This window comes from Pseudomonas sp. N2-3-1-14 (assembly GCF_041228395.1).
GTDB lineage: Bacteria > Pseudomonadota > Gammaproteobacteria > Pseudomonadales > Pseudomonadaceae > Aquipseudomonas.
In genome coordinates, this window is record NZ_CP166199.1 from 3,996,268 (window position 1) to 4,021,328 (window position 25,061).

22 protein-coding genes are annotated in these 25,061 nt (G+C 62.4%); 17 read left to right on the top strand and 5 right to left on the bottom strand.

What is annotated here, in order from left to right; genetic code table 11:
- The first annotated feature begins 1 nt into the window (after window position 1).
- Together lpdA and AB5I78_RS18295 are read left to right on the top strand one after the other, a co-directional pair.
- The gene (gene lpdA / locus AB5I78_RS18290) at window positions 2-1,381 is read left to right on the top strand and encodes a dihydrolipoyl dehydrogenase (RefSeq protein ID WP_369303046.1); all 1,380 of its coding nucleotides are present in this window, start codon (window positions 2-4) and stop codon (window positions 1,379-1,381) included.
- 225 nt (window positions 1,382-1,606) lie between these two features.
- Window positions 1,607-2,626, top strand: a complete 1,020-nt coding sequence (locus tag AB5I78_RS18295; protein ID WP_145163725.1) for a branched-chain amino acid aminotransferase — start codon at window positions 1,607-1,609, stop codon at window positions 2,624-2,626.
- Window positions 2,627-2,764: 138 nt separating this feature from the next.
- Here the strand turns inward: AB5I78_RS18295 and AB5I78_RS18300 are convergent, their stop codons facing one another.
- The 5 genes from AB5I78_RS18300 to AB5I78_RS18320 all read right to left on the bottom strand — a co-directional run bounded on the left by AB5I78_RS18300 (window position 2,765) and on the right by AB5I78_RS18320 (window position 7,966).
- Window positions 2,765-3,658 (bottom strand): GNAT family acetyltransferase, encoded by an 894-nt coding sequence (locus AB5I78_RS18300; protein ID WP_369303047.1) that lies wholly within the window; start codon window positions 3,656-3,658, stop codon window positions 2,765-2,767.
- A gap of 236 nt (window positions 3,659-3,894) precedes the next feature.
- On the bottom strand, window positions 3,895-4,728 hold the full coding sequence (locus AB5I78_RS18305; RefSeq protein WP_369303048.1) for a TIGR03915 family putative DNA repair protein: 834 nt from the start codon (window positions 4,726-4,728) through the stop codon (window positions 3,895-3,897).
- A complete protein-coding gene (locus AB5I78_RS18310) occupies window positions 4,725-5,945 on the bottom strand; it encodes a putative DNA modification/repair radical SAM protein (protein ID WP_242199283.1) in 1,221 nt (406 codons plus the stop codon). Before AB5I78_RS18310 ends, AB5I78_RS18305 begins: the two co-directional genes overlap by 4 nt.
- An 81-nt stretch (window positions 5,946-6,026) precedes the next feature.
- Entirely contained in the window at window positions 6,027-7,364 is a 1,338-nt protein-coding gene (locus AB5I78_RS18315) for a lysine N(6)-hydroxylase/L-ornithine N(5)-oxygenase family protein (protein ID WP_106578884.1), read from the bottom strand.
- Between the two features lie 119 nt (window positions 7,365-7,483).
- A complete protein-coding gene (locus AB5I78_RS18320; protein WP_277933685.1) occupies window positions 7,484-7,966 on the bottom strand; it encodes a sigma-70 family RNA polymerase sigma factor in 483 nt (160 codons plus the stop codon).
- A gap of 256 nt (window positions 7,967-8,222) precedes the next feature.
- On the opposite strand from AB5I78_RS18320, the gene AB5I78_RS18325 reads away from it, so the two are divergent.
- The 15 genes from AB5I78_RS18325 to AB5I78_RS18395 all read left to right on the top strand — a co-directional run bounded on the left by AB5I78_RS18325 (window position 8,223) and on the right by AB5I78_RS18395 (window position 25,040).
- Window positions 8,223-9,395 (top strand): efflux RND transporter periplasmic adaptor subunit, encoded by a 1,173-nt coding sequence (locus tag AB5I78_RS18325; RefSeq protein ID WP_369303049.1) that lies wholly within the window; start codon window positions 8,223-8,225, stop codon window positions 9,393-9,395.
- Window positions 9,379-11,370 (top strand): MacB family efflux pump subunit, encoded by a 1,992-nt coding sequence (locus tag AB5I78_RS18330; RefSeq protein WP_369303050.1) that lies wholly within the window; start codon window positions 9,379-9,381, stop codon window positions 11,368-11,370. The genes AB5I78_RS18325 and AB5I78_RS18330 overlap by 17 nt, the downstream gene beginning before the upstream one ends.
- Entirely contained in the window at window positions 11,363-12,775 is a 1,413-nt protein-coding gene (locus AB5I78_RS18335) for an efflux transporter outer membrane subunit (protein ID WP_369303051.1), read from the top strand. Before AB5I78_RS18330 ends, AB5I78_RS18335 begins: the two co-directional genes overlap by 8 nt.
- A 106-nt stretch (window positions 12,776-12,881) precedes the next feature.
- The gene (locus AB5I78_RS18340) at window positions 12,882-13,643 is read left to right on the top strand and encodes an alpha/beta fold hydrolase (protein WP_369303052.1); all 762 of its coding nucleotides are present in this window, start codon (window positions 12,882-12,884) and stop codon (window positions 13,641-13,643) included.
- Between the two features lie 109 nt (window positions 13,644-13,752).
- Window positions 13,753-14,520 (top strand): FadR/GntR family transcriptional regulator, encoded by a 768-nt coding sequence (locus AB5I78_RS18345; RefSeq protein WP_369303053.1) that lies wholly within the window; start codon window positions 13,753-13,755, stop codon window positions 14,518-14,520.
- Window positions 14,521-14,759: 239 nt separating this feature from the next.
- Window positions 14,760-15,962: an ABC transporter substrate-binding protein gene (locus AB5I78_RS18350; RefSeq protein ID WP_145163707.1), complete on the top strand. Its 1,203-nt coding sequence runs from the start codon at window positions 14,760-14,762 to the stop codon at window positions 15,960-15,962.
- 68 nt (window positions 15,963-16,030) lie between these two features.
- Window positions 16,031-16,891, top strand: coding sequence for a branched-chain amino acid ABC transporter permease (locus AB5I78_RS18355; RefSeq protein WP_369303054.1), 861 nt, complete (start codon window positions 16,031-16,033; stop codon window positions 16,889-16,891).
- Between the two features lies 1 nt (window position 16,892).
- Entirely contained in the window at window positions 16,893-17,903 is a 1,011-nt protein-coding gene (locus AB5I78_RS18360; RefSeq protein ID WP_369303055.1) for a branched-chain amino acid ABC transporter permease, read from the top strand.
- Window positions 17,900-18,649, top strand: a complete 750-nt coding sequence (locus AB5I78_RS18365; RefSeq protein WP_242199272.1) for an ABC transporter ATP-binding protein — start codon at window positions 17,900-17,902, stop codon at window positions 18,647-18,649. Before AB5I78_RS18360 ends, AB5I78_RS18365 begins: the two co-directional genes overlap by 4 nt.
- The gene (locus AB5I78_RS18370) at window positions 18,649-19,344 is read left to right on the top strand and encodes an ABC transporter ATP-binding protein (RefSeq protein ID WP_145163701.1); all 696 of its coding nucleotides are present in this window, start codon (window positions 18,649-18,651) and stop codon (window positions 19,342-19,344) included. The genes AB5I78_RS18365 and AB5I78_RS18370 overlap by 1 nt, the downstream gene beginning before the upstream one ends.
- A 13-nt stretch (window positions 19,345-19,357) precedes the next feature.
- On the top strand, window positions 19,358-20,626 hold the full coding sequence (locus AB5I78_RS18375) for a Zn-dependent hydrolase (protein WP_262209216.1): 1,269 nt from the start codon (window positions 19,358-19,360) through the stop codon (window positions 20,624-20,626).
- Window positions 20,623-22,023: an amidase gene (locus tag AB5I78_RS18380; RefSeq protein ID WP_369303056.1), complete on the top strand. Its 1,401-nt coding sequence runs from the start codon at window positions 20,623-20,625 to the stop codon at window positions 22,021-22,023. Before AB5I78_RS18375 ends, AB5I78_RS18380 begins: the two co-directional genes overlap by 4 nt.
- 126 nt (window positions 22,024-22,149) lie before the next feature.
- Complete coding sequence (locus tag AB5I78_RS18385) at window positions 22,150-22,392, top strand: hypothetical protein (protein ID WP_178119722.1); 243 nt, start codon at window positions 22,150-22,152, stop codon at window positions 22,390-22,392.
- Window positions 22,393-23,265: 873 nt separating this feature from the next.
- On the top strand, window positions 23,266-23,943 hold the full coding sequence (locus AB5I78_RS18390; protein ID WP_369303481.1) for a sterol desaturase family protein: 678 nt from the start codon (window positions 23,266-23,268) through the stop codon (window positions 23,941-23,943).
- The gene (locus tag AB5I78_RS18395) at window positions 23,940-25,040 is read left to right on the top strand and encodes an SMP-30/gluconolactonase/LRE family protein (RefSeq protein WP_369303482.1); all 1,101 of its coding nucleotides are present in this window, start codon (window positions 23,940-23,942) and stop codon (window positions 25,038-25,040) included. The genes AB5I78_RS18390 and AB5I78_RS18395 overlap by 4 nt, the downstream gene beginning before the upstream one ends.
- The last annotated feature ends 21 nt before the right edge of the window (window positions 25,041-25,061 follow it).

Sequence of the window (25,061 nt, forward strand, 5' to 3'; positions counted from 1 at the left end):
CATGTCCCAGACATTACACACCACGCTGCTGATCATCGGTGGTGGCCCTGGCGGCTACGTGGCGGCGATTCGCGCTGGCCAGTTGGGCATCCCGACCATTCTGGTCGAAGGCCAGGCGTTGGGCGGCACTTGCCTGAACATCGGCTGCATTCCGTCCAAAGCCTTGATTCACGTGGCTGAGCAATTTCAGCAAACCGTGCACCACAGCCAGGGTTCGCAGTTGGGCATCGAAGTCGACGTGCCGACGCTGGATATCCGCAAGAGCGTGGAATGGAAAGACGGCATTGTCGATCGCCTGACCACGGGCGTCGCCGCGCTGCTGAAAAAGCACAAAGTGCAGGTGATTCACGGCTGGGCGAAGGTGGTCGATGGCAAGACCATTGACGTCGGTGACCAGCGTATCCACTGCGAACACCTGCTGCTGGCCACCGGCTCGAAGAGCGTCAACCTGCCGATGCTGCCGATTGGCGGGCCGATCATCTCCTCCACCGAAGCCCTGGCGCCCACGCATGTGCCCAAGCGCCTGATTGTGGTGGGCGGCGGCTATATCGGTCTGGAGCTGGGCATTGCCTACCGCAAGCTTGGCGCCGAGGTCAGTGTGGTCGAGGCGCAGGAACATATCCTGCCTGCCTATGACGCCGAGCTGACATTGCCAGTGGCCGAATCCCTCAAGCAACAGGGCGTGAAGCTGTACCTCAAGCACAGCGTCACCGGTTTTGAGAACCAGTGCCTGCAAGTGCGCGATCCAAATGGCGACACCTTGTCGCTGGAGACCGATCAGGTGCTGGTGGCTGTGGGTCGCAAACCCAATACCCAGGGCTGGAACCTGGAAGCGCTGAACCTGGACATGAACGGTTCGGCAATCAGGATCGACAGCCGTTGCCAGACCAGCATGCGCAATGTCTGGGCGATCGGCGACCTGAGCGGCGAGCCGATGCTGGCCCACCGCGCCATGGCTCAGGGCGAGATGGTGGCCGAACTGATCAGCGGTAAATCCCGCGAATTCAACCCGGCTGCGATCCCGGCCGTGTGCTTTACCGACCCGGAACTGGTGGTGGTCGGCAAGACCCCGGACGAAGCCAAGGCCGCGGGCCTGGACTGCATCGTGTCGAGCTTCCCGTTTGCGGCCAATGGCCGGGCGATGACGCTGGAGTCGAAAACCGGCTTTGTGCGTGTGGTCGCGCGGCGTGACAACCACCTGATTGTGGGCTGGCAGGCAGTAGGCGTGGGCGTCTCCGAGCTGTCCACCGCCTTCGGCCTGAGCCTGGAAATGGGCGCGCGTCTGGAAGATGTGGCCGGCACCATCCATGCTCACCCGACGCTCGGCGAAGCTGTACAAGAGGCGGCTTTAAGAGCCTTGGGCCACGCGCTGCACCTGTAAATCCGCGGTGAGGCTATCGCGGGCAAGCCCGGCTCCCACAGGGGAATGCATTCCAAATGTGGGAGCTGGCTTGCCTGCGATAACGGTGGATCAGCCCACACACATGCTGAACGGCCCACCCACCTGCTCCCACACCGGCCAATAATGCAGTATTGTTGCGCCCATCCAGAAAAAAACCGACAAGCCTGCCTTCGACCAGGCGGTTGACCAGAGATAGAGGGTGTCATGGGTAACGAAAGCATCAATTGGGACAAGCTGGGTTTTGACTACATCAAGACCGACAAGCGGTTTCTCCAGGTCTGGAAAAACGGCGAATGGCAAGAAGGCACCCTGACCGACGACAACGTGCTGCACATCAGCGAGGGCTCCACCGCCCTGCACTATGGCCAGCAATGCTTTGAAGGCCTCAAGGCCTATCGTTGCAAGGACGGTTCGATCAACCTGTTCCGCCCTGACCAGAACGCCGCGCGCATGCAGCGCAGCTGTGCACGCCTGCTGATGCCGCACGTGTCGACCGAAGACTTCATCGAAGCGTGCAAACAAGTGGTCAAGGCCAACGAGCGGTTCATCCCGCCGTACGGCAGCGGCGGCGCGCTGTACCTGCGCCCGTTCGTGATCGGTACCGGTGACAACATCGGCGTGCGTACCGCGCCGGAGTTCATCTTCTCGGTCTTCGCGATCCCGGTCGGCGCCTACTTCAAAGGCGGCCTGGTGCCGCACAACTTCCAAATCTCCACTTTCGACCGCGCCGCCCCACAAGGCACCGGCGCCGCCAAAGTAGGTGGCAACTACGCTGCCAGCCTGATGCCGGGTGCCGAAGCGAAAAAATCCGGTTTCGCCGATGCGATCTACCTGGACCCGATGACCCACTCGAAGATCGAAGAAGTCGGCTCGGCCAACTTCTTCGGCATCACCCACGACAACCAGTTCATCACGCCGAAATCGCCTTCGGTGCTGCCAGGCATCACCCGCCTGTCGCTGATCGAGCTGGCTCAGTCGCGCCTGGGCCTGAAAGTGGTTGAGGGCGAAGTGTTCATCGACAAACTGGATCAGTTCAAGGAAGCCGGGGCCTGCGGCACAGCCGCCGTGATCTCGCCGATCGGCGGCATCCAGTACAATGGCAAGCTGCACGTGTTCCACAGCGAAACCGAAGTCGGCCCGATCACCCAGCAGCTCTACAAAGAGCTGACCGGCGTGCAAACCGGCGACGTCGAGGCGCCAGAAGGCTGGATCGTCAAGGTCTAAGCCCAAAAAGCCAGCAACACCACAAAACCCATGTGGGAGCTGGCTTGCCTGCGATGGCGGTTTATCAGTGACTGAACAAGTTGACTGATAGACCGTCATCGCGGGCAAGCCCGCTCCCACATTTGCGTTACGGTGTTTTCAGGATTGCGGCGGGATATTCACGGCGACCTTCTTGCCCATACTGATCCTCGGCTCCACCCCATACCCCAGCGCCTCATAAAACCCCACCACCGCATCATTGCCGCCCGTAATCTGCAAATTGATCTTCATGCACCCCAGTGCAGTCAGCGCCTGTTCGGCATACCGTACCAACGAAGCCCCCAGGCCCTGCCGGCGATAATCGCTGTGTACCGCCACCGAATACAGCCAACCACGATGCCCGTCGTAACCGGCGAGAATGCTGCCGATCACAGCCTTTTTATCCGTGGCCACAAAAAACAACCCATCGTTGACCGCCAGCTTCTTATCAATCGCCAACGTCGGCAGGTTGTGCGCGGTGTCGTACCCGAACGCCTGCTGCCACAAAGCCACCACTTGCGCACGGTGCTGACGGTCGCGATACGGCCCGATGGGGTGGCGGGATAACAATGCTTTCTCCATCACCAGCGTGCGCTCGTTACCGTGGTAGACGTCGCGCACGGTGTGAAAACCAATCTTGGTGTAGAACGGCTCGGCGGTCAGCGAAGACGGCACGCTCAAGACCGTCACCCCGGCCTCTCGCGCACGCAGTTCGATCTCAATCATCAGCAACCGGCCAATGCCCTGCCCCTGCAACGCCGGGTTGACGAATACCGAGCGCACCACATTGGCATCCAGCGCCGCAGTGGCGACGATCACCTGCCCCTGCACCGCCACCAGCACAACCCGACGCTGGAGCAAGGCCAGCACGGCGTCAGGGGTAAAATTGCTCGCCACGCGAGCGATCACATCCGCCGGGTAATCCCGCGCATTGCTGCTGTGTAAGGCCGCCAGGATGACCTGGCTGATCCCCTCGGCATCGGCTGCCTGGGCGAGACGAACGGCGGTAGACATGATTGCTCCTGGCTGAAAACAGATTTCATTAGCACCGCCATACTAATGTGGGAGCTGGCTTGCCTGCGATAGCGATCTATCTGTTAATACAGTTGGCACTGATACACGGCTATCGCCGGCAAGCCAGCGCCCACGAAATCAACAGTGGGAGGGAGCTTGCTCCCGATAAGGGCGTGTCTGGCGATGCATTCGGTGACTGACACACCGCTATCGGGAACCAGCCCGCTCTCGCATTTTTAACCGTGCCCGCTGGAAATACGCTTGCCCGGCCTGGTACCAATCAGCTTTGCCTGCCCATCGCGCTGCTTGCCCGTCCGCGCCTCGCTGATCAACCCTGGAATCAACTTGCCCTCCGGCAGGTTCTTCCAGAATCGACTGGGTAAATGCCCTTCCATCACCTTGGGGTTCAAGCGCGCCGGGTTGAAGATATGGCTGTAGTAAGTCAGCCACATGGCGCTGTGAGGGTCTTCGACCTTTTGCGCCAGTTGCTGCCAGGCTTCGGGGCATTCACGTTGATGAATCAACTCCTGACCGTCGTAATAGACCCCATCCAGCGGCGTGGCGATCATCCAGCGATGGCGGCCCATGCGCCCGATGAAGTGCTGACTGGCTGATTTCAATATGTCATGGGCCGGCTCATGCCAGGCCACGTACTCCGGTAACTGCGGCCCGGCCTCCGGGGGCAGCGCGATAAACCGCACAAATGCGTGCAGGTGGTGAGCTTCGCGACTGACCTGCTTGATCCGCCGTTGCAACTCACTGCCCAGCTTGTCCCCGGCCAGCATCGCGGTACGGTCGCCATGGCTGACACGCCACAGCACTTCGTAGAGCAAGCTCCAACGCTGATCGCCGTGATAGCAGGCGGCCGATTCCAACAACGCCAACAGCGCCTTGGGAATTCGCGCCTGGAACGGCCCAAGCTGCTCAGGAATCGGCTCGTCAGTGGCAAACAGGTCCGCCACCTCGGCCTCGCCCCAGCTCACCTGACTGGGGTCGACCTGATGGCTGAGCAGCCAGCGCGCCTGTTCGCGCCAGGTGCTGAACAGGTTGTCGCATTCCAGGCTGATCATCCCCACAACCCCATTTGCTGAGGCTGCGGGCGGTCGCGCAGTTGCTCGCGCAACAACACGCTGGTGGTGTCGGCCTGTTGTGGGTGGTAGTCGCTGGTGATGAAAAATGGCTTGGCCTTGGCCAGCACGCAGCGCATGCGCGCCAAGTCTTCAAAACGGATCTTGCGTTCGCGGCGCAGGTCCACCAGGCGTTGAGTAGTGCGCAGGCCGATGCCGGGGATGCGCGCAATCAACGTGGGTTCGGCGCGATTCAAGTCCAGCGGAAACACCTCGCGATGCTCCAGCGCCCAGGCCAGCTTGGGGTCGATGTCCAGCGCCAGGTGACCGGGGCCTTCAAACAGTTCGTTGGCGCTGAAACCGTAACTGCGCAACAGAAAGTCTGCCTGATACAACCGGTGCTCGCGCATCAGCGGCGGCGCGGCCAGGGGCACGCTTTTCGGGCTGTTGGGGATGGGGCTGAACGCCGAATAATAGACGCGGCGCAACTTGAAGTTGCCGTACAGCGCCTCGGCGCCGTGCAGGATGGTGCTGTCGTCGGTTTCATCGGCGCCGACGATCATCTGCGTGCTCTGCCCGGCCGGCGCGAAACGCGGCGCGCGCGGCTCGTTAAGCACGGTTTGTTCACCGGTGTAGATGGTTTGCATCGCCTGTTTGATCGAAACGATCTGCTTCTCCGGCGCCAGGGTTTGCAGGCTGGCATCGGTGGGCAACTCGATGTTCACGCTGAGCCGATCGGCATAGCGCCCGGCCTCGGCGATCAGCGCAGGGTCGGCTTCGGGAATGGTCTTGAGGTGAATATAGCCGCGAAAGTCATGCTCTTCGCGCAACAGCTTGGCGACCCTGACCAGTTGCTCCATGGTGTAGTCGGCCGAGCGAATGATGCCGGAACTGAGAAACAGCCCGCTGACGCAATTGCGCCGGTAGAAATCCAGGGTCAGGGTGACCACCTCCTCCGGGCTGAAACGCGCACGGGGCACGTCGCTGGAGCGGCGGTTGACGCAGTATTGGCAGTCGTAAAGACAGAAATTGGTCAGCAACACCTTGAGCAACGACACGCAACGGCCGTCCGGGGTGTAACTGTGGCAGATGCCCATGCCGTCGGTGGAACCCAGCCCGGCCTTGCCCTCGGAACTGCGCTTGGGCGCGCCACTGCTGGCGCAGGAAGCGTCGTACTTGGCGGCGTCGGCGAGGATACTGAGTTTTTCGATCAACTGCATGGAGAGCTACCGATACTGGTTTTTTGTACAGTACCAGTAGCTCAACCTTGGCGCCAGTGCCGTCTGTAGGACCGTGCTCGATCAGCTCGCAGTCGCAAGGAGCAAGTCCTGCACCGAGCGTGCTTTGCCCCGATGGCGATCGTTTTCATACAACGACGCCGCGATCTCATCCGCCCGAATCGGCAGTACCGACAGCAAGGTATCGCTCAAGCCATGGCTGGCCTGGCTGAAGCCCTGGATATAAATGCCGGCCTTGCAGCGCTCGTCGGTGACGATGCGGTAGTCGCGCGCTACCTCGAAGTCGCCCATATAGGCTTCCAGCGGCGCGAGCAGTTCGCGGTGCATCTGGCGCTCGTAACCGGTGGCCAGGATCACCGCGTCGTAATGGCTGACGCTGGTTTCGCCGCTGGCGTTGTTGCGCAAGGACAGTTCGATGCCCAGCGGGCTGGCGCTGGCTTTCTCGACCACCGTCATGGTGCGGAACGCCTGGCGGGCGACACCGGAGACTTTCTGGCGATAAAAAATGCCGTAGATGCGCTCGATCAGGTCCAGGTCAACCACCGAATAGTTGGTGTTCTGGTACTCGGCCACCAGGCGTTCGCGCTCGGCGCCGACCTGCTGGAACACCAGGTCGGTAAACGCCGGTGAGAACACTTCGTTGACGAACGGGCTATCGTCGGCGGGCTTGAGCGCCGAACCGCGCAGGATCATGTCGACCTGCACCGACGGGAAACTGTCGTTCAAGTCGATAAAGGCTTCAGCCGCGCTTTGCCCACCGCCGATGATCGCAATGCGCATCGCCTTGCCTTCAACACACGGCTGCTGGGCCATGCGTGCCAGGTATTGGGAGTGGTGGAACACGCGGCCATCATCTTTGAGAGCCTTGAACGCCTCAGGCACACGCGGCGTGCCACCGGCACTGACCACCACCGAACGGGTGGTGCGCACATGCTGTTCGCCCAGCGCGTCACGGGAGATCACGCGCAGTGCTTCAACGTGTTGCTGTTGCAGGATCGGCTCGATGGCCAGCACTTCCTCGCCGTAGCGCGCCTGGGCCTGGAACTGCCCCGCGACCCAGCGCAGGTAGTCGTTGTACTCCATGCGGCACGGGTAAAAAGTGCCCAGGTTGATGAAGTCCACCAGGCGGTCGTGGGCCTTGAGGTAGTTGACGAAGGAATAAGGGCTGGTGGGGTTGCGCAAGGTCACCAGGTCCTTGAGGAACGAAATCTGCAGTTCGCTCTGGGTCACCAGGGTATTGCCGTGCCAACGGTAATCGGCCTGTTTGTCGAGAAACAGCACGTCCAGTTTGCCCTGGGCTTTTTCGCGCTCCTGCAGGGCGATGGCCAACGCCAGGTTCGAAGGGCCGAAACCGATACCGATCAGGTCGTGAACCGCGGGCGAAGCAATTGCCTGTGTCATTCCAGTGTCCTCTGGATAAGCCCCTTGGCGGTGGGGCGGGAATACCTTCAAGACCTGCACAACAGGTCATGTGTTGATAGGAAACGAGGACAGTGAAATAAAATTTAACTGATCATTGATCAGTGCGCGTCCCACTCGCGCATGCGCACCCGGCAATGCTTCATGGCGTTGACGATGTGTTTTTCCACCAGGCTGCGGGAAATACTCAGGCGTTCAGCGATTTGCGGGTGGGACAGGCCGTCAAGTTTGCGCAGCAGGAAGCTGTCACGGCACGTAGCCGGCAGCTCGGCCAGGGCACGCTCGAGCATTTCCAAGCGCAAGTCCTGATCGTGGCAGGCATGCGGCGAACTGGTGGCGAAACGCTCTTCGGTATCCAGTACGTCCAGGGGTTCGGACTGGCGCAAGGCGTTACGCCGATGACCGTCGATTACCAGGTTCAGCGCGGTGCGGTACAAAAACGCACGCGGTTGTTCAATCGGCGTGTCACTGGAGCGCTCCAGCACTCGGACATAAGCGTCATGCACCACATCCTCGGCCACCTGACGGTTGCCCAGCTTGGCGTTGAGGAAACACACCAGCTCGCGATAGTAGTTTTCCACCATGACTCCCGGCCGTCAGGGGCGACGGCATCAAATCCTTGAGTACTAAAGAAGACAGGCCATAGATGATGGCAGTTTGAGTGCGTGCAATTTATAGTAATTCTCATCTACTTTTAAAGAAGTCTTGCATCAATGCGCGAGTTTTTTATTCCATAGAGCTGTTTCCGTGTATGTAAACGCCTAAATCTGCGAGCAATTTTCTCGTATAACACTCAGCCCCCCGCAACTGCGGCCCTCACTTCCTGGCTGGAACCAACGCATGAAACGCCCTCGCCCCGCTCGACGCGCCCTGCTCGCTGTCGCGTGCCTGATCCCCATCCTTGCGGTGGCCGCCTGGCAGGTGCTGCCGCCCGGCCGCGATACGCTGTCCACTGTCACCGTCACCCGCGGCAATATTGAAAACAGCGTCACGGCGCTGGGTACGCTGCAACCGCGCCGGTATGTCGACGTCGGCGCCCAGGCATCCGGGCAGATCCGCGAGATTCATGTGGAGGCCGGGGATCAGGTTAAAGAAGGCCAGTTGCTGGTGGAAATCGACCCTTCCACGCAACAAGCCAAACTCGACGCCAGCCGCTATTCCATCGAAAACCTCAAGGCCCAGCTGCAGGAACAGAAGGCCCAGCACGAACTCGCGCGCCAGAAATACCAACGTCAACAGCGCCTGGCTACCGGCAACGCCACCCGCGAGGAAGACGTGCAAACCGCCAAGGCCGAATTGAGTGCCACCCAGGCCCGGGTCGAGATGTTTCAGGCACAGATCCGCCAGGCCCAGGCCAGCCTGCGCAGCGACGAGGCGGAATTGGGCTATACCCGCATCTACGCGCCCATGAGCGGCACCGTGGTGGCGGTGGACGCACGGGTCGGCCAGACCCTCAACGCCCAGCAACAGACGCCGCTGATCCTGCGCATCGCCAAGTTATCGCCGATGACCGTGTGGGCCGAAGTCTCCGAAGCCGACATAGGTCACGTCAAACCGGGCATGACCGCCTATTTCACCACCCTCGCCGGCGGCAGCCGACGCTGGACCAGCACCGTGCGCCAGATCTTGCCGATACCGCCCAAGCCGCTGAATGAAACCAGCCAGGGCAGTGGCAGCCCCAGCAGCGCCAGCAAAAGCGGCAGTGGCCGCGTGGTGCTCTACACCGTGCTGCTGGATGTGGACAACGCCGACAATGCGCTGATGGCCGAAATGACCACCCAGGTGTTTTTCGTTGCCAGTCAGGTCAAGGACGTACTCACCGCCCCCGTGGCGGCCTTGCTGGGCAGCCACGGCCCCGACCGGCCATTCGCACGGGTGGTGGCCAAAAACGGCGACATCGAGGAGCGCCCGGTACGACTGGGTATCAGCGACCGCCTGCGGGTCGAAGTGCTTGAGGGCTTGAACGAAGGCGATCACCTGCTGATCGGCCCGGTCGATGGCAACGGGGGTTGACTTGACCACGCCGCTGATCGAACTCAAGAACATCCGCAAATCCTACGGCGGCGGCGACAGCCCGCAGGTCGACGTGTTGCGCGGGATCGACCTGTCGATCCATGCCGGGGAATTCGTCGCTATCGTCGGCGCGTCGGGCTCCGGCAAATCCACGCTGATGAACATTCTCGGCTGCCTTGATCGCCCCACCGTGGGCGACTATCTGTTCGCCGGCGAAAACGTCGCGCACCTGGACAGCGACGAACTGGCCTGGCTGCGCCGCGAAGCCTTTGGTTTCGTATTCCAGGGCTACCACTTGATCCCGTCGGGCTCGGCTCAGGAAAACGTCGAAATGCCGGCGATCTATGCCGGCATCAGCGCCGCCGAACGGCACGCCCGCGCCAAGGCGCTGCTGACCCGCCTGGGCCTGGCCGACCGCACCGCCAACCGCCCGCACCAGCTCTCCGGTGGTCAGCAACAACGCGTGTCCATTGCCCGCGCCCTGATGAACGGCGGGCATATCATCCTCGCCGACGAACCCACCGGCGCCCTCGACAGCCACAGCGGCGCCGAGGTGATGGCGCTGCTGGATGAACTGGCGGGCCAGGGCCACGTGGTCATTCTGATTACCCACGACCGTGAAGTGGCGGCGCGTGCCAACCGCATCATCGAGATCCGAGATGGCCTGATCATCAGTGACTCGGCCACCCGTGATACCCACGTGCCCGCCACCGCCCACAGCGGCGCGCTGCAAGCCGTGGACCTGCGCCAGCGCCTGGCCGACGGCGCCGAACACAACGGTGCCTGGAAAGCCGAACTGGTGGACGCCGTGCAAGCGGCCTGGCGGGTGATGTGGATCAACCGCTTCCGCACCGCGCTGACACTGCTGGGCATCATCATCGGCGTGGCGTCGGTGGTGGTGATGCTGGCGGTGGGCGAAGGCAGCAAGCGACAGGTCATGGCGCAGATGGGCGCGTTCGGCTCCAACATCATTTACCTGAGTGGTTCCTCGCCCAACCCGCGCACGCCGCTGGGCATCGTCACCCTCAACGATGTCGAGGCCCTGGCGGCGCTGCCCCAGGTCAAGCGCATCATGCCGGTCAATGGCAGCGACGCGGGTGTACGGTTCGGCAATCTGGACTACCTCGCCTACGTGGGCGGCAACGACGTCAACTTCCCGGAGATTTTCAACTGGCCGGTGGTCGAGGGCAGCTACTTCACCGAGGCTGACGAGCGCGCCGGGGCCACCGTCGCAGTGATCGGCCACCGTATCCGCGAGAAGCTGTTCAAGAACGTCGCCACCCCGATCGGCCAATACATCCTGATCGAGAACGTGCCTTTCCAGGTCATCGGTGTGCTGGCTGAAAAAGGCTCCAGTTCCGGCAACAAAGACAGCGATGACCGTGTCGCCATTCCCTACACCGCCGCCAGCGTGCGCCTGTTCGGCACCTACAACCCCGAATACGTGGCAATTGCCGCCGCCGATGCGCGCAAGGTGCATGAGGCCGAACTGGCCATCGACCAGTTGATGCTCAAGCTGCACAACGGCAAGCGCGACTACCAGTTGACCAATAACGCGGCAATGATCCAGGCCGAGGCGCGCACGCAGAACACCTTGTCGTTGATGCTCGGCTCGATTGCCGCGATTTCCCTGCTGGTGGGCGGTATCGGCGTGATGAACATCATGCTGATGACCGTGCGCGAGCGGACGCGCGAAATTGGTATCCGCATGGCCACCGGCGCGCGCCAGCGCGACATCCTGCGCCAGTTCCTCACCGAGGCGGTGATGCTTTCGGTGGTCGGCGGGCTGTTCGGCATCGCTCTGGCGCTGCTGGTCGGCGGCGTGCTGGTGCTGGCCGAGGTGGCGGTGCAATTTTCTTTGTTGGCGGTGTTTGGCGCGTTTGGCTGTGCGTTGGTCACCGGTGTCGTATTCGGCTTTATGCCGGCCCGTAAAGCTGCCCGGCTCGATCCGGTTAAGGCGTTGACCAGTGAATAAACGATGCATTCCACCGCACCTGTCCTTGCTCAGCCTGTGCCTGTTGCTCAACGCCTGTACCGGCAACCCGCCCCAGGTCGACAGCGGCATCGCGCCGCCCGCCGCGTGGCAATACGCCGAGCGACAGGCCACGCAAGCGACCAACCAGCGTTGGTGGACGCAATTTGGCAGCCCGCAACTCAACCGCCTGATCGACCAGGCCCGGCGCGACAGTTATGACGTGGCGGCCGCCATGGCGCGCGTGCGCCAGGCCCAGGCCAGCGCGGTGATTGCCGGTGCGCCGTTGTTGCCCGAGGTGAATTTCAACCTCTCCGCCAGCCGCGAAAAGCTGCTGCGCGGCAGCGGCAATTCTTCCCTGGACGCTACAGAAAGTAATAAAACCGTCGACAGCTTCGACGCCGACCTCACCGCCAGCTACGAAGTGGATTTCTGGGGCGGCCGTGCTGCCGCCCGTGACAGTGCCCTGCAGAGCCTGCGTGCCAGTGAGTTCGACCAGGCCACTGTGGAGCTGACGCTGCTCAGCAACGTCGCCGACCGCTATGCGCAAACCCTCGCCGCGCGCCAGCGCCAACAGATCGCCGAGCTGAACCTGGCGAATGCGCGCAATGTGCTCGACCTGGTCCAGACCCGCTACGACGCCGGCTCGGCCACAGCCCTGGAACTGGCGCAACAGAAGAGTCTGGTGGCGAGCCAGCAACGGCAACTGCCGCTGATTCAGCAAGTGGCCGAAGAATCGCTAATCACCCTCGCCGCCCTCCTCGGCCAGCCCGTGCAAGCGTTGAACCTGGGCGCCGAGTCGTTCCAGGCGCTGACCTGGCCGACCATTGGCCCGGGCGTGCCCAGCCAACTGCTGAGCCGCCGCCCCGACCTGGCCCAGGCCGAAGCGCAGCTTGCAGCGGCCAGTGCCGATGTCACGGTGGCCCGTGCGGCGATGCTGCCCACGGTGACCTTGGGCGCCACGCTGGGCTCGGGGTCCTACAAGGCCGAGGAACTGCTGCGCAGCCCGTACTACAGCCTGACCTCGGGCCTGGTGGCGCCGATCTTCAACAATGGCCGTTTAAGCGCCGAACGCGACAAGGCCCGCGCCCGTCAGGATGAGCTGCTGCAGACCTATCGCGGCGCCATCATCAACGGCTTTGCCGACGTGGAAAAGTCCCTGAGCAACATCACGCGCCTGGATCAGCAGCGCGATTGGCAAAGCGAAGAACTGCAACAGGCCCAGACCGCCTTCCGGATCGCCGAAAGCCGTTACCAGGCCGGTGCGGAAGACTTGCTGACGGTGCTCGAAACCCAACGCACGCTGTACGCGGCGCAAGACTTGACTGTGCAACTGCGGTTATCGCGTCTTCAAGCCAGCATTGCGCTGTACAAGGCATTGGGTGGCGGGTGGAACGCCGGTTTCTGATAACAAAACTCCGTTGTCCTACACAAACCGTTTAACAAACCTACATTCTTTGACCCGAGGTCCTTGGTAAAAAAGCCGTCTTCAAACGGCTGCCCGGACCCTCTTGATGAAACCCAGCGTTGTTGTAAAAAGCCTGGCGTGCGTCTGCCTCTGGCTGATGGCAAGCCGGGCTTTTGCCGAGCCTCTGATCGCGCCCACGGCGATCGACTGGCTGCTGGATTGTCCCTTCCCCGCCTTTGAACGGCCGGACCCTGAGGTGCTGGAGCGCACCCAATGCGGCAGCGTCAGCGTGCCCCGTGACCACGCCGCGCCCAAGCGTGGCACTGTGCGCCTGGCCCTGACCCGTGTCGGCGCCCGGCAACCGCTGAGCCGCGAGGGTGTGGTGTTCATTCAGGCCGGCGAGCCGCAAAAGGGCCAGGGCGCAACCTTCGTTCTCAAACTGGTCAGCCGCTGGGAGTCCTACGCCACGGCGGCCTATCGCACCCTGACCAACCGTTATGACGTGATCGAACTGAGCCCCCGCGACCTGAGCCAGGAAACCGGTGTGGAACAGGCCGCGCGCGATATGGAGTTTGTGCGCGAACAACTCGGCGAGGCCCGGCTCAACTTCCTCGGCAATGCCCAGGCCACCCGACTTGGCAGTCGGTACGCCGCGCTGTTTACCGAACGCGTCGCGCGCATGGTCTTGGTCAACGCCGGGCACGCGGAACCCGCCACCTCTGGCGTCGAGCAATTGTTGCTCAAGGAATCATCCCGACCCGACGCCGTCGCAGCCGGGTGCGTCAACCGCTGGGTCGCGGATTTTCTGGTCAACGGCCAACAGCCACCTCCCTCTACGCGCTGTCTCGACCCCGGCCGCTGGGAATAATCACTGCGATTACGACCTCTTCGCGCCGAAAACGACACCCTGCGTTGACGCTCTCGACCAATCGTTATTAAGTGCTATTAATCCGCATTAATAGGATCAATAGACACCCATGCTCAGCCGCCCGATGCGACGCAAACGCCAGAAGCTCTCCGATGTGATTGTCGAGTCGGTCAAGCGCTCTATCGTCACCGATGCCTTGAAACCCGGCGACCGCCTGCCCACCGAGCGCGAGTTGATGGAAAGCTTCCAGTGTTCCAAAGGCTCGGCCCGTGAAGCGCTCAAAGCGCTGGAAGTGGAAGGCCTGGTGAGTACGCGCACCGGTCCCAGTGGCGGCGCGTATCTGAACCAGGCCGGCACCGAGCCCGCCAGCCGTGCGTTGCGCAACTACCTGCATTTTCAGCACCTGGACGGCGAGCAGGTGTACCAGCTGCGCAAGGTCATCGAAGTGGAACTGGCCGTGTCGGTGCTCGGACGCTTGAGCGAGGACGACTATCAAGCCCTGCAAGACAACGTGGCTTTGTGCAGCGCGCCGGAGGACAGCGAGGCCGGCCAGCGCGAACAGCGCCTGGCGGAGCTGGAGTTCCACAACCTGCTGGCCAAGGCCTGCCCCAACCCGTTGCTGAGTTTCATGGCGCAGTTTCTCAACGATTTGCTGCGCGATCTGGTGGTGCTGAAAAAAGCCTACAAGCCCAAGCGCAAGCAGTTCGACGCCGCCAACCTCGACTATCACAAGCAGTTGCTGATTGCCTTTCGTGCCGGCGATGAACGCGCAGTGCGCGGCTTGATGCATGAACACATGTGCGATGCCGAACACCATATGACCGCCCTTGAAGGCGAGGTCAGCCCGCACTTTCTATTGGAGTTCGATCACTCTTAAAAACACCACAGCTCCACCTGTGCAAACCCAATCAATGTGGGAGCTGGCTTGCCTGCGATGCACACACCTCGGTGGATCAGTTGAACTGAGTCGATGCTATCGCAGGCAAGCCAGCGCCCACCGTTGACCGAGTTAAACCCGTTGAAGCCATTCATCCAATAACAGGCCTGCCCACAGGCCCTTGCTCCACCGTATCGCCATTGCCGCTCCTGCCAATAACTAAACCAGGGAGTCACCCCATGCAGCGTCGTACGTTGTTGAAAGCCAGTCTTACCGCAGCCGCCGCCCTCAGCCTTCCGCTGGGCGTGCGTTCTGCATTCGCCGCCGAACCCTTCACCTTTTACGGCCTCAAGTCCATGTCTGGCGCCTTTGCCAGCTATGGCAAGTTTGCCGACATGGGTTCGCGGCTCGCGGTGGAACAACACCCCGAGATCCTCGGCCGCCCGCTCAACTACAAGGTCATCGACACCGAAGGCAACGCCGGCAAGGCGGTGCGCAAGGTCCAGGAGGCGATCCAGCAGGACGGCGCACGGTTCTTCCAGGGCTGCACGCTGTCGTCATCGGCCCTGGCGGTGGCCAAGGAAGTCAGCAAGGTCGGCGGCGTGTTCATGACCCCGGTGGGCGCCGATGAGGTGACCGGCAAGGACTGCAACAGTGCGACTTTCCGCTGGTCGGTGCCCACCTACGGCGCGATCCGCGAAACACTGGTGCCGCTGATCAAGCTGCTGCCGGACGCCAAGCGCTGGTACACCATCACCCCGCAGTACGTGTTTGGCGAAGCCTTGCTCGAAGGCGCCAAAAACGTGCTCAAGGAAAACGGCCTGGAGCACGTCGGCAACAGCTATCACTCTTTGCAGGAGCAGGAATTCTCCGGCTACCTGACCAACGCCATCGCCGCCAAACCCGACGTGCTGGTGCTGCTCAACTTCGGCAGCCAGTCGTCCAACACCCTGCGCCAGGCGGTGAATTTCGGCATCAAGGAGCGCATGAAAGTGCTGCTGGTGTGGTCCGCCGGCCTCGACCAATTCCAGGAACTGGGCAGCGATGTGCTCGAAGGCGTGTACCTCGGCGCGCAGTACTGGCACCAGGTCGACAGCCCGCTCAACCGTGAGCTGGTCAAGCTGACCCAGGCCAAATACGGCATCAACCCCACCTACCCGCTGGCCGCCGACTACATCAGCACCAAGGTCATGCTCGACACCATCATTGCCACCGGCAGCTTCGACGGACCGACGGTAGCCAAGGCCATGCAGGGCCTGAGTTTTGAAGGCCCCACCGGTAAGGAATCGATCCGCGCCGGCGACCATCAGGTGATCAAGGATTACTACCTGATGATCGGCAAAGCCGCCGGCGACATGGCCGACAAGGACGACCTGGCCAAAGTGCTCAGTGCCGGCCAGTCGTTCCCGCCGGTGCAAGCCACGGGCTGCGTGCTCGGCTGATCCGCTAAACCATCACCGGTTGTACACGACAGGGCCGCCCGCGCGGCCGCCTGTCCGAGGGTTCCTGCATGCTTAACCTTTACCTGTTCCAGATCCTCAACGGCCTTGGGCTGGGGATGACCTACTTTCTGATCGCGGTCGGGCTGACAATCATTTTCGGCCTGCTCAACTTCGTCAACTTCGCCCACGGCGCGTTCTTCCTGCTGGGCGCCTACATCTGCTACACCGCCGTGAGCCTCACCGGCAACTTCTGGCTGGCGCTGCTGATCGCGCCACTGGTGGTGGCGGCGCTGGCCTGGGTGATCGAGCGACTGTTGATCCAGCGCATTTATCACTTGCCGCACATGTTCCAGATTCTGGTGACCTTAGGGATCGCGCTGATCATCCAGGAAGCCAGCGTGATGATCTGGGGCCCGGTGGGCAAAAGCGTCGCCGTGCCGGAACTGCTGCGCGGCGTGCTGGTGGTCGGCGACTTCGTCTACCCCTACTACCGCCTGTTTCTCATTGTGTTTTCCGGGCTGGTCGGCCTGGGCCTGTGGCTGCTGCTGGAGCGCACACGCTTCGGCGCCCTGGTGCGCGCCGGCAGTGAAAGCACCGAAACCGTGTCGCTGCTGGGCACCAATATCTTCCGCCTGTTCTCGATGACCTTCGCCCTCGGCGTAGCCCTGGCCGGCGTCGCCGGCGTGCTGTTTGCGCCCTTGCGCGGCGCCCAGCCCTTCGTCGGCCCGGAGATTCTCGGCGTGGCGTTCGTGGTGGTGGTGATCGGCGGCATGGGCTCGTTCAGTGGTGCGCTGGTCGGCGGTCTGCTGGTGGGCGTGGTGCAAAGCCTGATGACCACACTTTGGCCCCAAGGCGCGAGCCTGATGATCTACGGCGCGATGGCCGTGGTGATTCTGGTACGCCCTTACGGCCTGTTTGGGAGAGCATGACATGAGCGAGAAAAATCCCCTGCCGTTTGCCAAGACCCAATCAAAAGCGATGTTGCTGTGGGTACTGGCGGTACTGATCGGTTTGCCGTTGATATTGCCTTCGGCAACCCTGGCCACCGAGATCCTGATCTTTGCCATGGCCGCCCTGGCCTGCAACCTGCTGCTGGGCTACACCGGGCTGTTGTCGTTCGGCCAAGGCATCTTCTTCGGCGCCGGCGCCTATTGCGCTGCACTGTTGATGATCCACCTGCAACTGGGCCTGTTCCCTGCCCTGCTCAGCGCCGCCGTGGCCGGCGGTTTCCTCGCGCTGCTGGTGGGCGCCCTGGCAATCCGGCGCACCGGCATCTACTTCGTGATGCTGACCCTGGCGTTCAGCCAGATGGCCTACTTCGTCGCCTACACCCTGAGCGACTGGACCGGCGGTGACAACGGCCTGCTCAGCGTGCCGCGCCCGGAAATCCGCCTCGGTGACACCGTGCTGCTGTCGCTGGCCGACGCCCGCGCGTTCTATGGCTTTGTCGCGGTGCTGTTCCTGTTGATCTTCATCGGCGCACGCCGGGTCATCGCCTCGCCGTTCGGCAGCACCTTGATGGCCATCCGCGAAAACGAAACCCGCGCCTCGGCCATCGGCTACGACACGCGCCACTTCAAGATCCTGGTGTTTGTGCTGTCCGGCGCCGTCACCGGCATCGCCGGGGCGCTGTACGCCATGCTGCTGCACTTTGTGCCGCTGTCGAACATCGATCTGGCGATGTCCGAGAACATCCTGATCATGACCATCGTCGGCGGCACCGGTTCGCTGTTCGGCTCGTTGCTGGGCGCCGGTTCCATTGTGCTGCTGGGCGACTTTCTCTCCGACCTGTGGCCGCGCTGGCTGATGCTGCTCGGCATCATCCTGATCCTGGTGGTGATCTTCATGCGCGGCGGTTTGTGGGGCGGGCTGTCGTCACTGTTCGAACGCGTACGCGGCAGCCGCAAGGCCGACGTTGTGACCAAGGAGAAGCTGTCATGAGCATCCTGCTGGAAACCCAGAACCTGGAACTGGCCTACGGTGCGTTCCACGCGGTGAACGGCGTCAACCTCAAGGTCGAAGCCGGCACCATCCACACCATCATCGGCCCCAACGGTGCGGGCAAGACCAGCCTGTTCCACTGCCTGACCGGCGAACGCCAGGCCACTGGCGGGGCGATTCATTTCGACGGCCAGAACCTGATGCGCAAACCCGCCCACGCCCGCGTCGGCCTGGGCATGGCGCGTTCGTTCCAGCTCACCAGCCTGTTCCAGAACCTCAGCGTGCGCGAGAACCTGCGCCTGGCCGCCCAGGGCCGCGACGGTGCGCGCGCCCTGAACTTCTGGCGCCGCGTCGACAGCAAGCGCGAGCACCTGGAGATGGCCGACCAGGTACTCGAACGCCTGCAACTCACGAGCCGCGCCGACACCCTGGCCGGCGAGTTGTCCCACGGCCAGCAGCGTGTGCTGGAAGTCGGCATGTCGATCTGCTCCAAGCCAAAACTGTTGATGCTCGACGAACCCACCTCGGGCATGGGCATCGATGACATCCCGATCATGACCCAGTTGATCAGCGACCTCGGCCGCGACCACACGGTGCTGTTGATCGAACACAACATGAGCATCGTCATGTCCATCAGCCAACGCATCACCGTGATGAGCCACGGGCAGATCCTGGTGGAAGGCACGCCGGACTTCGTGCGCGCCGATGAACGTGTGCGCACTGCTTACCTGGGAGAGGCCGCCTGATGCTGATCGTCGAGAATATCCATTCCTACTACGACAAAAGCCACGTACTCGAAGGCGTGTCGCTGACCGTCAACCCCGGCGAGCTGGTGACCCTGCTCGGCCGAAATGGCGCCGGCAAGACCACCACGCTGCGCAGCATCCTCGGGATTATCTGCCCGCGCCAAGGCCAGATTCACTTCAACGGCCAGGCGCTGGTGGGCCAGAAGATCTTCGAAATCGCCCGCCAGGGCTTGGCGCTGGTGCCGGAAAACCGCGGGATTTTCCGCCTGCTGAGCGTCGAAGAAAACCTGCGCATCGCCGTGCGCAAGACCAGCCGCTGGCAGCTGGACGACGTGTACGGCATGTTCCCGCGCCTCAAGGAGCGGCGCAAAAACGCCGGCCACGCGTTGTCCGGCGGTGAGCAACAGATGCTCGCCATCGCCCGCGCGCTGCTCAACGACCCCAAGCTGCTGATCCTCGATGAACCCACCGAAGGCCTCGCGCCGGTGATCGTCGACGAACTGGTGAAAATCCTGCGCAAGGTCAAGGACGACGGCCTGCCCGTGCTGCTGGTGGAACAGAACCTGATGGTCTGCGACAAGCTCGCCGACCGCCATTACGTGCTCGAACAGGGCCGCGTGGTGTACGAGGGCAGCGCCGCTGCCTTCCGCGCCGACCCAAGCATCAAGAACCGTTATTTGGCCCTGAGTGCCTGACCGGAGAGTGCCCATGAATAGTTTTGCGCAACCGCTCAAGAGCAACGCCCCGCTGATCAACCGCGACCGCCTGTGGCAATCGCTGATGGACCTGGCCCAACTGGGCGCCACCGTCAAAGGCGGCGTGTGCCGCCTGGCGCTCACCGACCTCGACCGCCAGGCCCGCGACCTGTTCGTGCACTGGTGCGAGGCGGCTGGGTGCAGCGTCAGCGTTGACGCCATCGGCAATATTTTTGCCCGGCGTGCCGGGCGCAATCCCGCCCTGCCCCCGGTGATGACCGGCAGCCATATCGACACCCAGCCCACGGGTGGCAAGTTCGACGGCTGCTACGGCGTGATGGCCGGGCTGGAAGTGATCCGCACCTTGAATGACCTTGGCATTGAGACCCAAGCACCGATCGAGGTGGTGGTGTGGACCAACGAAGAAGGCTCGCGTTTTCCACCGTGCATGATGGGCTCCGGGGTGTTCGCCGGTCAGTTTGACTTGCAGGAAACCCTCGACAAACAGGACGAGCACGGCCTGTCGGTAGGCGCTGAACTGCAGCGCATCGGCTACGCCGGCTCACGCGCGGTGCTTGGCCACCCGGTAGGCGCGTATTTCGAGGCGCATATCGAACAAGGCCCGGTGCTGGAAGACCAGGCCACCACCATTGGCGTGGTCATGGGTTGCCTGGGCCAGAAGTGGTTCGACTTGACCCTCACCGGTGTCGAAGCCCACGCCGGCCCCACGCCCATGCACCTGCGCAAGGACGCCCTGGTCGGCGCCGCCGAAGTCGTCAGCGCGGTCAACCGTATCGCCCATCAGCAACAGCCACACGCCTGCGGCACGGTCGGTTGCCTGAGCGTGCACCCAGGCTCGCGCAATGTGATTCCCGGCCAGGTGCACATGACCATCGACCTGCGCCACCTGCACGCCGACAGGTTGCAAGCCATGGTCGATGAAGTGCGCGGCGTGATTGAAGCCACGGCTGCACGCCACGGATTGACGTTTGCGCTGACGCCCACCGCCGACTTCCCGCCGCTGGATTTCGCCCCGGCCTGCGTCAACGCCGTGCGTGACGGCGCAACGGCCTTGGGCTTGAGCCATATGGACATCGTCAGCGGTGCCGGGCATGACGCGATTTTCGTCGCCGAACTCGGCCCGGCCGGGATGATCTTTGTGCCGTGCGAAGGCGGCATCAGCCATAACGAAATCGAAAACGCCGCGCCGGATGACCTGGCAGCAGGCTGCGCGGTGCTGCTGCGCGCCATGGTCAACGCGGCGCAGGGGGACCTGACATGAGTGAGATGGGCCAACTGACAGCGGTGCAACTGCTGCAGCATTTTCGCGACAAAAGCCTGTCGCCGGTGGAGGTCACCGAAGATGCTTTGCTGCGTATCGAGCGCTACAACCCGGTGGTGAACGCCTACTGCCATGTCGATCCTGAGGGTGCCTTGCGCGCCGCGCGCGCTTCGGAACAACGCTGGCTCAAAGGCCAACCCTGCGGCGCGCTGGACGGCGTGCCCGCTTCGATCAAAGACCTGACGCTGACCCTCGGCATGCCCACCCGCAAGGGGTCACGCACCACCTCCGCCGACGGGCCGTGGGACGTGGATGCGCCCTTCTCGGCCCTGATGCGCAAGGCCGGTGCGGTGCTGCTGGGCAAAACCACCACCCCGGAATTCGGCTGGAAAGGCGTCACCGACAACCCGTTGTACGGCATCACCCGCAACCCGTGGGACACCCGCACCACCGCAGGCGGCTCGTCCGGTGGCGCGGGCGCGGCGGCGGCGTTGAACCTGGGCGTGCTGCACCAGGGCAGCGATGCCGGTGGCTCGATCCGCATTCCGTGTGCGTTCACCGGTACCTTTGGCATCAAGCCGACCTTTGGCTACATACCGCAGTGGCCGGCCAGCTCGATGACGATTCTGTCGCACCTGGGGCCAATGACGCGCACGGTGGAAGACACCGTGCTGATGCTGCAAACCGTCGCGCAGCCGGATGCGCGCGATGGCCTGATCGGTGCGCCACGGACCACACCGTGGCTCAAGCCGGGTGCGAATTTGCAAGGCTTGCGTGTGGCCTACAGCCCGACCTTCGGTTATGTGGATGTCGACCCGCAGGTGGCCAACGTCGTCGCCCAAGCCGTGCAAGGGTTGGTGCAACTGGGCGCGCATGTCGAGCAGATCGACCCGGGTTTCAGTGACCCGCTGGAGGTGTTCAGCACCTTATGGGCCGCCGGCGCCGCCCGCCTGACCAGCACGATGAGCGAGGCGCAAAAACAGCTGCTCGACCCTGGCCTACTGCGTATCGCGCAACGCGGCGAACAGCTGAGCCTGCGCGACTTCAACGACGCCCTCGAAGCCCGCGCGGCACTGGTGGCGCGGATGGCGGCGTTTCATGAGCATTACGACGTGCTGGTGTCGCCGATGATGCCCATCACTGCGTTCGAGGCGGGGCACAACGTACCACCGGGTTCGGGCCTGAACGAATGGATGGAGTGGACGCCGTTTACCTATCCCTTCAATCTCACCCAGCAACCGGCGGCGTCGGTGCCGTGCGGGTTGGCGGCGAATGGCTTGCCGGTGGGGCTGCATGTGGTGGGCGCGCGGTTTGCCGATGAGCAGGTGCTGCGGGTGTGTCAGGCCTATGCCCATGCGTTCCCCACGGAACACCTTGAGGCACCTCGGGTGTTCTGAACTGCGGCGTTCGACCGCGGACTGCGGTGTGCATCGGCGGTTGCGCCTGGCTTATAATTCGCGCTTCATTTTTTGTTGCGCGGGTTGTTTCAGATGCTATTTACAAGGACCGTTCTGGCGAGTGCAGTGCTCGCCCTCCTGCCGATCGTGGCCCACGCTGCAACGCTGGATTTGACCTACGAAGCGCCTGTCACCGAGGCCGCGCCACAGGCTGCACCGGCGACGGCCAAATCGTTGTTCCCCATCAAGACCCAGGCGCCGGTGACCTTCGACTACCACTGCAAGGGCCCGCGTTGCCAGTATGAAGATGACCTGGAGCCGCGCCACGAGGACCAGACCACACAGAGCTGGTCCATCGGTATTCAATAACGATCAGGCGGCTTTTTGCTGGGATGCTATTAGCGATGGGGGGCTTTGGGGGCGTATCCGTTATTGGGTGATGGCTGATAGGGGTTTCGCCCTTACGGCGAGTCACTTTGGAAAAAAAGCCCCAAAGTAACCCAAGGGCTCTTGCCCCACCACTCGGCCAGCGCGGTTTAACCGGGCGCCTAAGATCAAGATCAAAAAGCAGAGCACAGCGGCCTAGTAGCCGACCTGAGTGGTAGAAGCAAAACCGAGGCGGCCTGACAGCCGACCTGATCTTTGAAGGCTGAACTCAATCAAATGTGGGAGCTCGCTTGCCTGCGATGGCATCAACAGGGTGTCACTGACACACCGAGGTGCCTGCATCGCAGGCAAGCCAGCTCCCACAGAAAAGCAAAGCAGTGCGGTGCTGGCGGCTGAACTCGGTCAAATTGTGGGAGCGGGCTTGCTCGCGAATGCGATGGGCCAGTGACACATGAGCTGACTGACACACAGCATTCGCGAGCAAGCCCGCTCCCACATTTGGATCTCTATGCATCAGGTAGATGGGTTTCGTTTGTACTCGGTCAAAGGTGGGAGCTGGCTTGCCTGCGATGGCATCTACTGGTTATGCCTGACACACCGAGGTGCCTGCATCGCAGGCAAGCCAGCTCCCACAGAAAAGCAAAGCAGTGCGGTGGTGGCGGCTGAACTCGGTCAAATTGTGGGAGCGGGCTTGCCCGCGAAGGCGGTGGGTCAGTGACACATGAGCTGACTGACACACCGCATTCGCGGGCAAGCCCGCTCCCACATTTTGATCGGTGTACTGCGCAAAAACTCGCACATTCCCCACCAGCAACTAAGCTCAGCCTCCAACAAAAAAATACCGAGCTGACCGCCATGGCCCACCCTACCGAGACCTTCCGCACCCGTTATCGCGCGGCCATAAGCCGCCATTACCACCCATGGCTGCACGCCGGTTTCGTCCTCGGCTATGGCATTTTCTGCATCACCCTCGCCTGGTCCTCCACCGAACACATCACCCCGCTGCAGTGGCTGACGGTGCCCCTGACCCTGGTGTTCTTCAACCTGTGCATCTACCTCGTGCACCGCCACCTCGGCCATCACAAACACACCCTCGCCCGACTGTTTTATGCGCGGCACACCGGCGACCATCACAGTTTCTTCACGCCCGGCCACATGACCTACGACAGCCCTCGGGACTGGCGCGTGATCCTGTTCCCGGCGTGGCTGATCGTGCTGCACAGCCTGGCCATCGCCCTCCCCGCCTGGTGGATGCTCAAGCAGCTGAGCCCCAACATCGCCGGGCTGTTTGCCGGCTGCATGATCCTCGGTTACTTGCTCTACGAGGTGTTCCACGCCTGCGAACACCTGCCTGCCAACCACCGCGTGGCACGCCTGCCGTGGATCCGCCAGATGCACCAATTGCACGCCCTGCACCACCGCCGCGAACTGATGCAAGGGCGTAATTTCAATATCGTCCTGCCGCTGATGGATTACCTGTTCGGCACTCTGCACTGGGAACCCAACGCCCACGACAACCAGGAACAGTCATGAGCCACCGCCGTCAACATCTTCGTCATGGGCTGTTCGTTGTATCGCTTGCGCTGATCGCCTTTCTGCTGTTGATGCCCACCCAGGTACAACCGGTGAACTGGGCCCCGCCCAAGGCGCCCTCGATGAAGGACGGCACCTACGCTGAGAATCAGCGGCTCAAGGCGGTGCAAAGAATCGGCGCCTCGGACATCGCCGGGCCCGAGGCCTTGTTGCTGGATGCCCAGGGGTTTCTGATCAGTGGCCTGCAGGACGGGCGCATCATCCGAACATCGCCCGACAGCCACACCCTGGAAGTGTTGGCCAATACCGGCGGACGCCCGCTCGGCCTGGCGTTGCACCCGGATGGGCGTTTGATCATTGCCGATGGGGTCAAGGGCTTGCTCGCCCTGGATACCAATCGGCAACTCACGCCGCTGAGCAGCAGCGCGAATGGCTTGCCGTTTGGCTTTACCAATGACGTGACGGTCGACGCCAGCGGGCGTTTTGCCTATTTCAGTGACGCGTCAAGTCGCTGGGGCTATGGCCAGGATGGTGAAGCCGTGATTGAACATGGCGGCGATGGTCGGCTGTTGCGCTATGACTTTGCCACCGGCACCACCGAGGTGTTGCTTGACCAGCTGCAATTTGCCAACGGTGTGGCGCTGGGGCCGGATGAGAACTATGTGCTGGTGAACGAAACCGGCGCCTACCGCATCAGCCGCTACTGGCTCAAGGGTGAGCACGTGGGTAGCCACGACCTGTTTATCGACAATCTGCCAGGCCTGCCGGACAACCTCAGCTTCAACGGCAGCGATCGCTTCTGGGTCGCGCTGTATTCGCCGCGCAACCCCTTGCTGGATGGCTTCGCCGGCTATCCGTTGCTGCGCAAGGTGATGGTACGGGCGCTGATGGTGGTGCCCAAGCCCATCGAGCGTAAGGCTTTTGTGCTGGGGCTGGACACCGACGGCAAGGTCATCGCCAACTTGCAGGATGGCAGCTCGGGCAATTACTCGCCCATCACCACCGCGCGTGAATACGGCGACTGGTTGTACCTGGGCTCGTTGAAGAGCACGAGCATGGCGCGCCTGCCACTGAAGCAGGCACTGGCCCGCGAATGAAAAGGGCAGCCCGGATGGACT

Excerpts from the sequence above, each read along its gene's own strand:
- lpdA (WP_369303046.1), top strand. The coding sequence starts at position 2 with ATGTCCCAGACATTACACACCACGCTGCTGATCATCGGTGGTGGCCCT.
- AB5I78_RS18295 (WP_145163725.1), top strand. The coding sequence starts at position 1,607 with ATGGGTAACGAAAGCATCAATTGGGACAAGCTGGGTTTTGACTACATC.
- AB5I78_RS18300 (WP_369303047.1), bottom strand. The coding sequence starts at position 3,658 with ATGTCTACCGCCGTTCGTCTCGCCCAGGCAGCCGATGCCGAGGGGATC.
- AB5I78_RS18305 (WP_369303048.1), bottom strand. The coding sequence starts at position 4,728 with ATGATCAGCCTGGAATGCGACAACCTGTTCAGCACCTGGCGCGAACAG.
- AB5I78_RS18310 (WP_242199283.1), bottom strand. The coding sequence starts at position 5,945 with ATGCAGTTGATCGAAAAACTCAGTATCCTCGCCGACGCCGCCAAGTAC.
- AB5I78_RS18315 (WP_106578884.1), bottom strand. The coding sequence starts at position 7,364 with ATGACACAGGCAATTGCTTCGCCCGCGGTTCACGACCTGATCGGTATC.
- AB5I78_RS18320 (WP_277933685.1), bottom strand. The coding sequence starts at position 7,966 with ATGGTGGAAAACTACTATCGCGAGCTGGTGTGTTTCCTCAACGCCAAG.
- AB5I78_RS18325 (WP_369303049.1), top strand. The coding sequence starts at position 8,223 with ATGAAACGCCCTCGCCCCGCTCGACGCGCCCTGCTCGCTGTCGCGTGC.
- AB5I78_RS18330 (WP_369303050.1), top strand. The coding sequence starts at position 9,379 with ATGGCAACGGGGGTTGACTTGACCACGCCGCTGATCGAACTCAAGAAC.
- AB5I78_RS18340 (WP_369303052.1), top strand. The coding sequence starts at position 12,882 with ATGAAACCCAGCGTTGTTGTAAAAAGCCTGGCGTGCGTCTGCCTCTGG.
- AB5I78_RS18345 (WP_369303053.1), top strand. The coding sequence starts at position 13,753 with ATGCTCAGCCGCCCGATGCGACGCAAACGCCAGAAGCTCTCCGATGTG.
- AB5I78_RS18350 (WP_145163707.1), top strand. The coding sequence starts at position 14,760 with ATGCAGCGTCGTACGTTGTTGAAAGCCAGTCTTACCGCAGCCGCCGCC.
- AB5I78_RS18355 (WP_369303054.1), top strand. The coding sequence starts at position 16,031 with ATGCTTAACCTTTACCTGTTCCAGATCCTCAACGGCCTTGGGCTGGGG.
- AB5I78_RS18360 (WP_369303055.1), top strand. The coding sequence starts at position 16,893 with ATGAGCGAGAAAAATCCCCTGCCGTTTGCCAAGACCCAATCAAAAGCG.
- AB5I78_RS18365 (WP_242199272.1), top strand. The coding sequence starts at position 17,900 with ATGAGCATCCTGCTGGAAACCCAGAACCTGGAACTGGCCTACGGTGCG.
- AB5I78_RS18370 (WP_145163701.1), top strand. The coding sequence starts at position 18,649 with ATGCTGATCGTCGAGAATATCCATTCCTACTACGACAAAAGCCACGTA.
- AB5I78_RS18375 (WP_262209216.1), top strand. The coding sequence starts at position 19,358 with ATGAATAGTTTTGCGCAACCGCTCAAGAGCAACGCCCCGCTGATCAAC.
- AB5I78_RS18380 (WP_369303056.1), top strand. The coding sequence starts at position 20,623 with ATGAGTGAGATGGGCCAACTGACAGCGGTGCAACTGCTGCAGCATTTT.
- AB5I78_RS18390 (WP_369303481.1), top strand. The coding sequence starts at position 23,266 with ATGGCCCACCCTACCGAGACCTTCCGCACCCGTTATCGCGCGGCCATA.
- AB5I78_RS18395 (WP_369303482.1), top strand. The coding sequence starts at position 23,940 with ATGAGCCACCGCCGTCAACATCTTCGTCATGGGCTGTTCGTTGTATCG.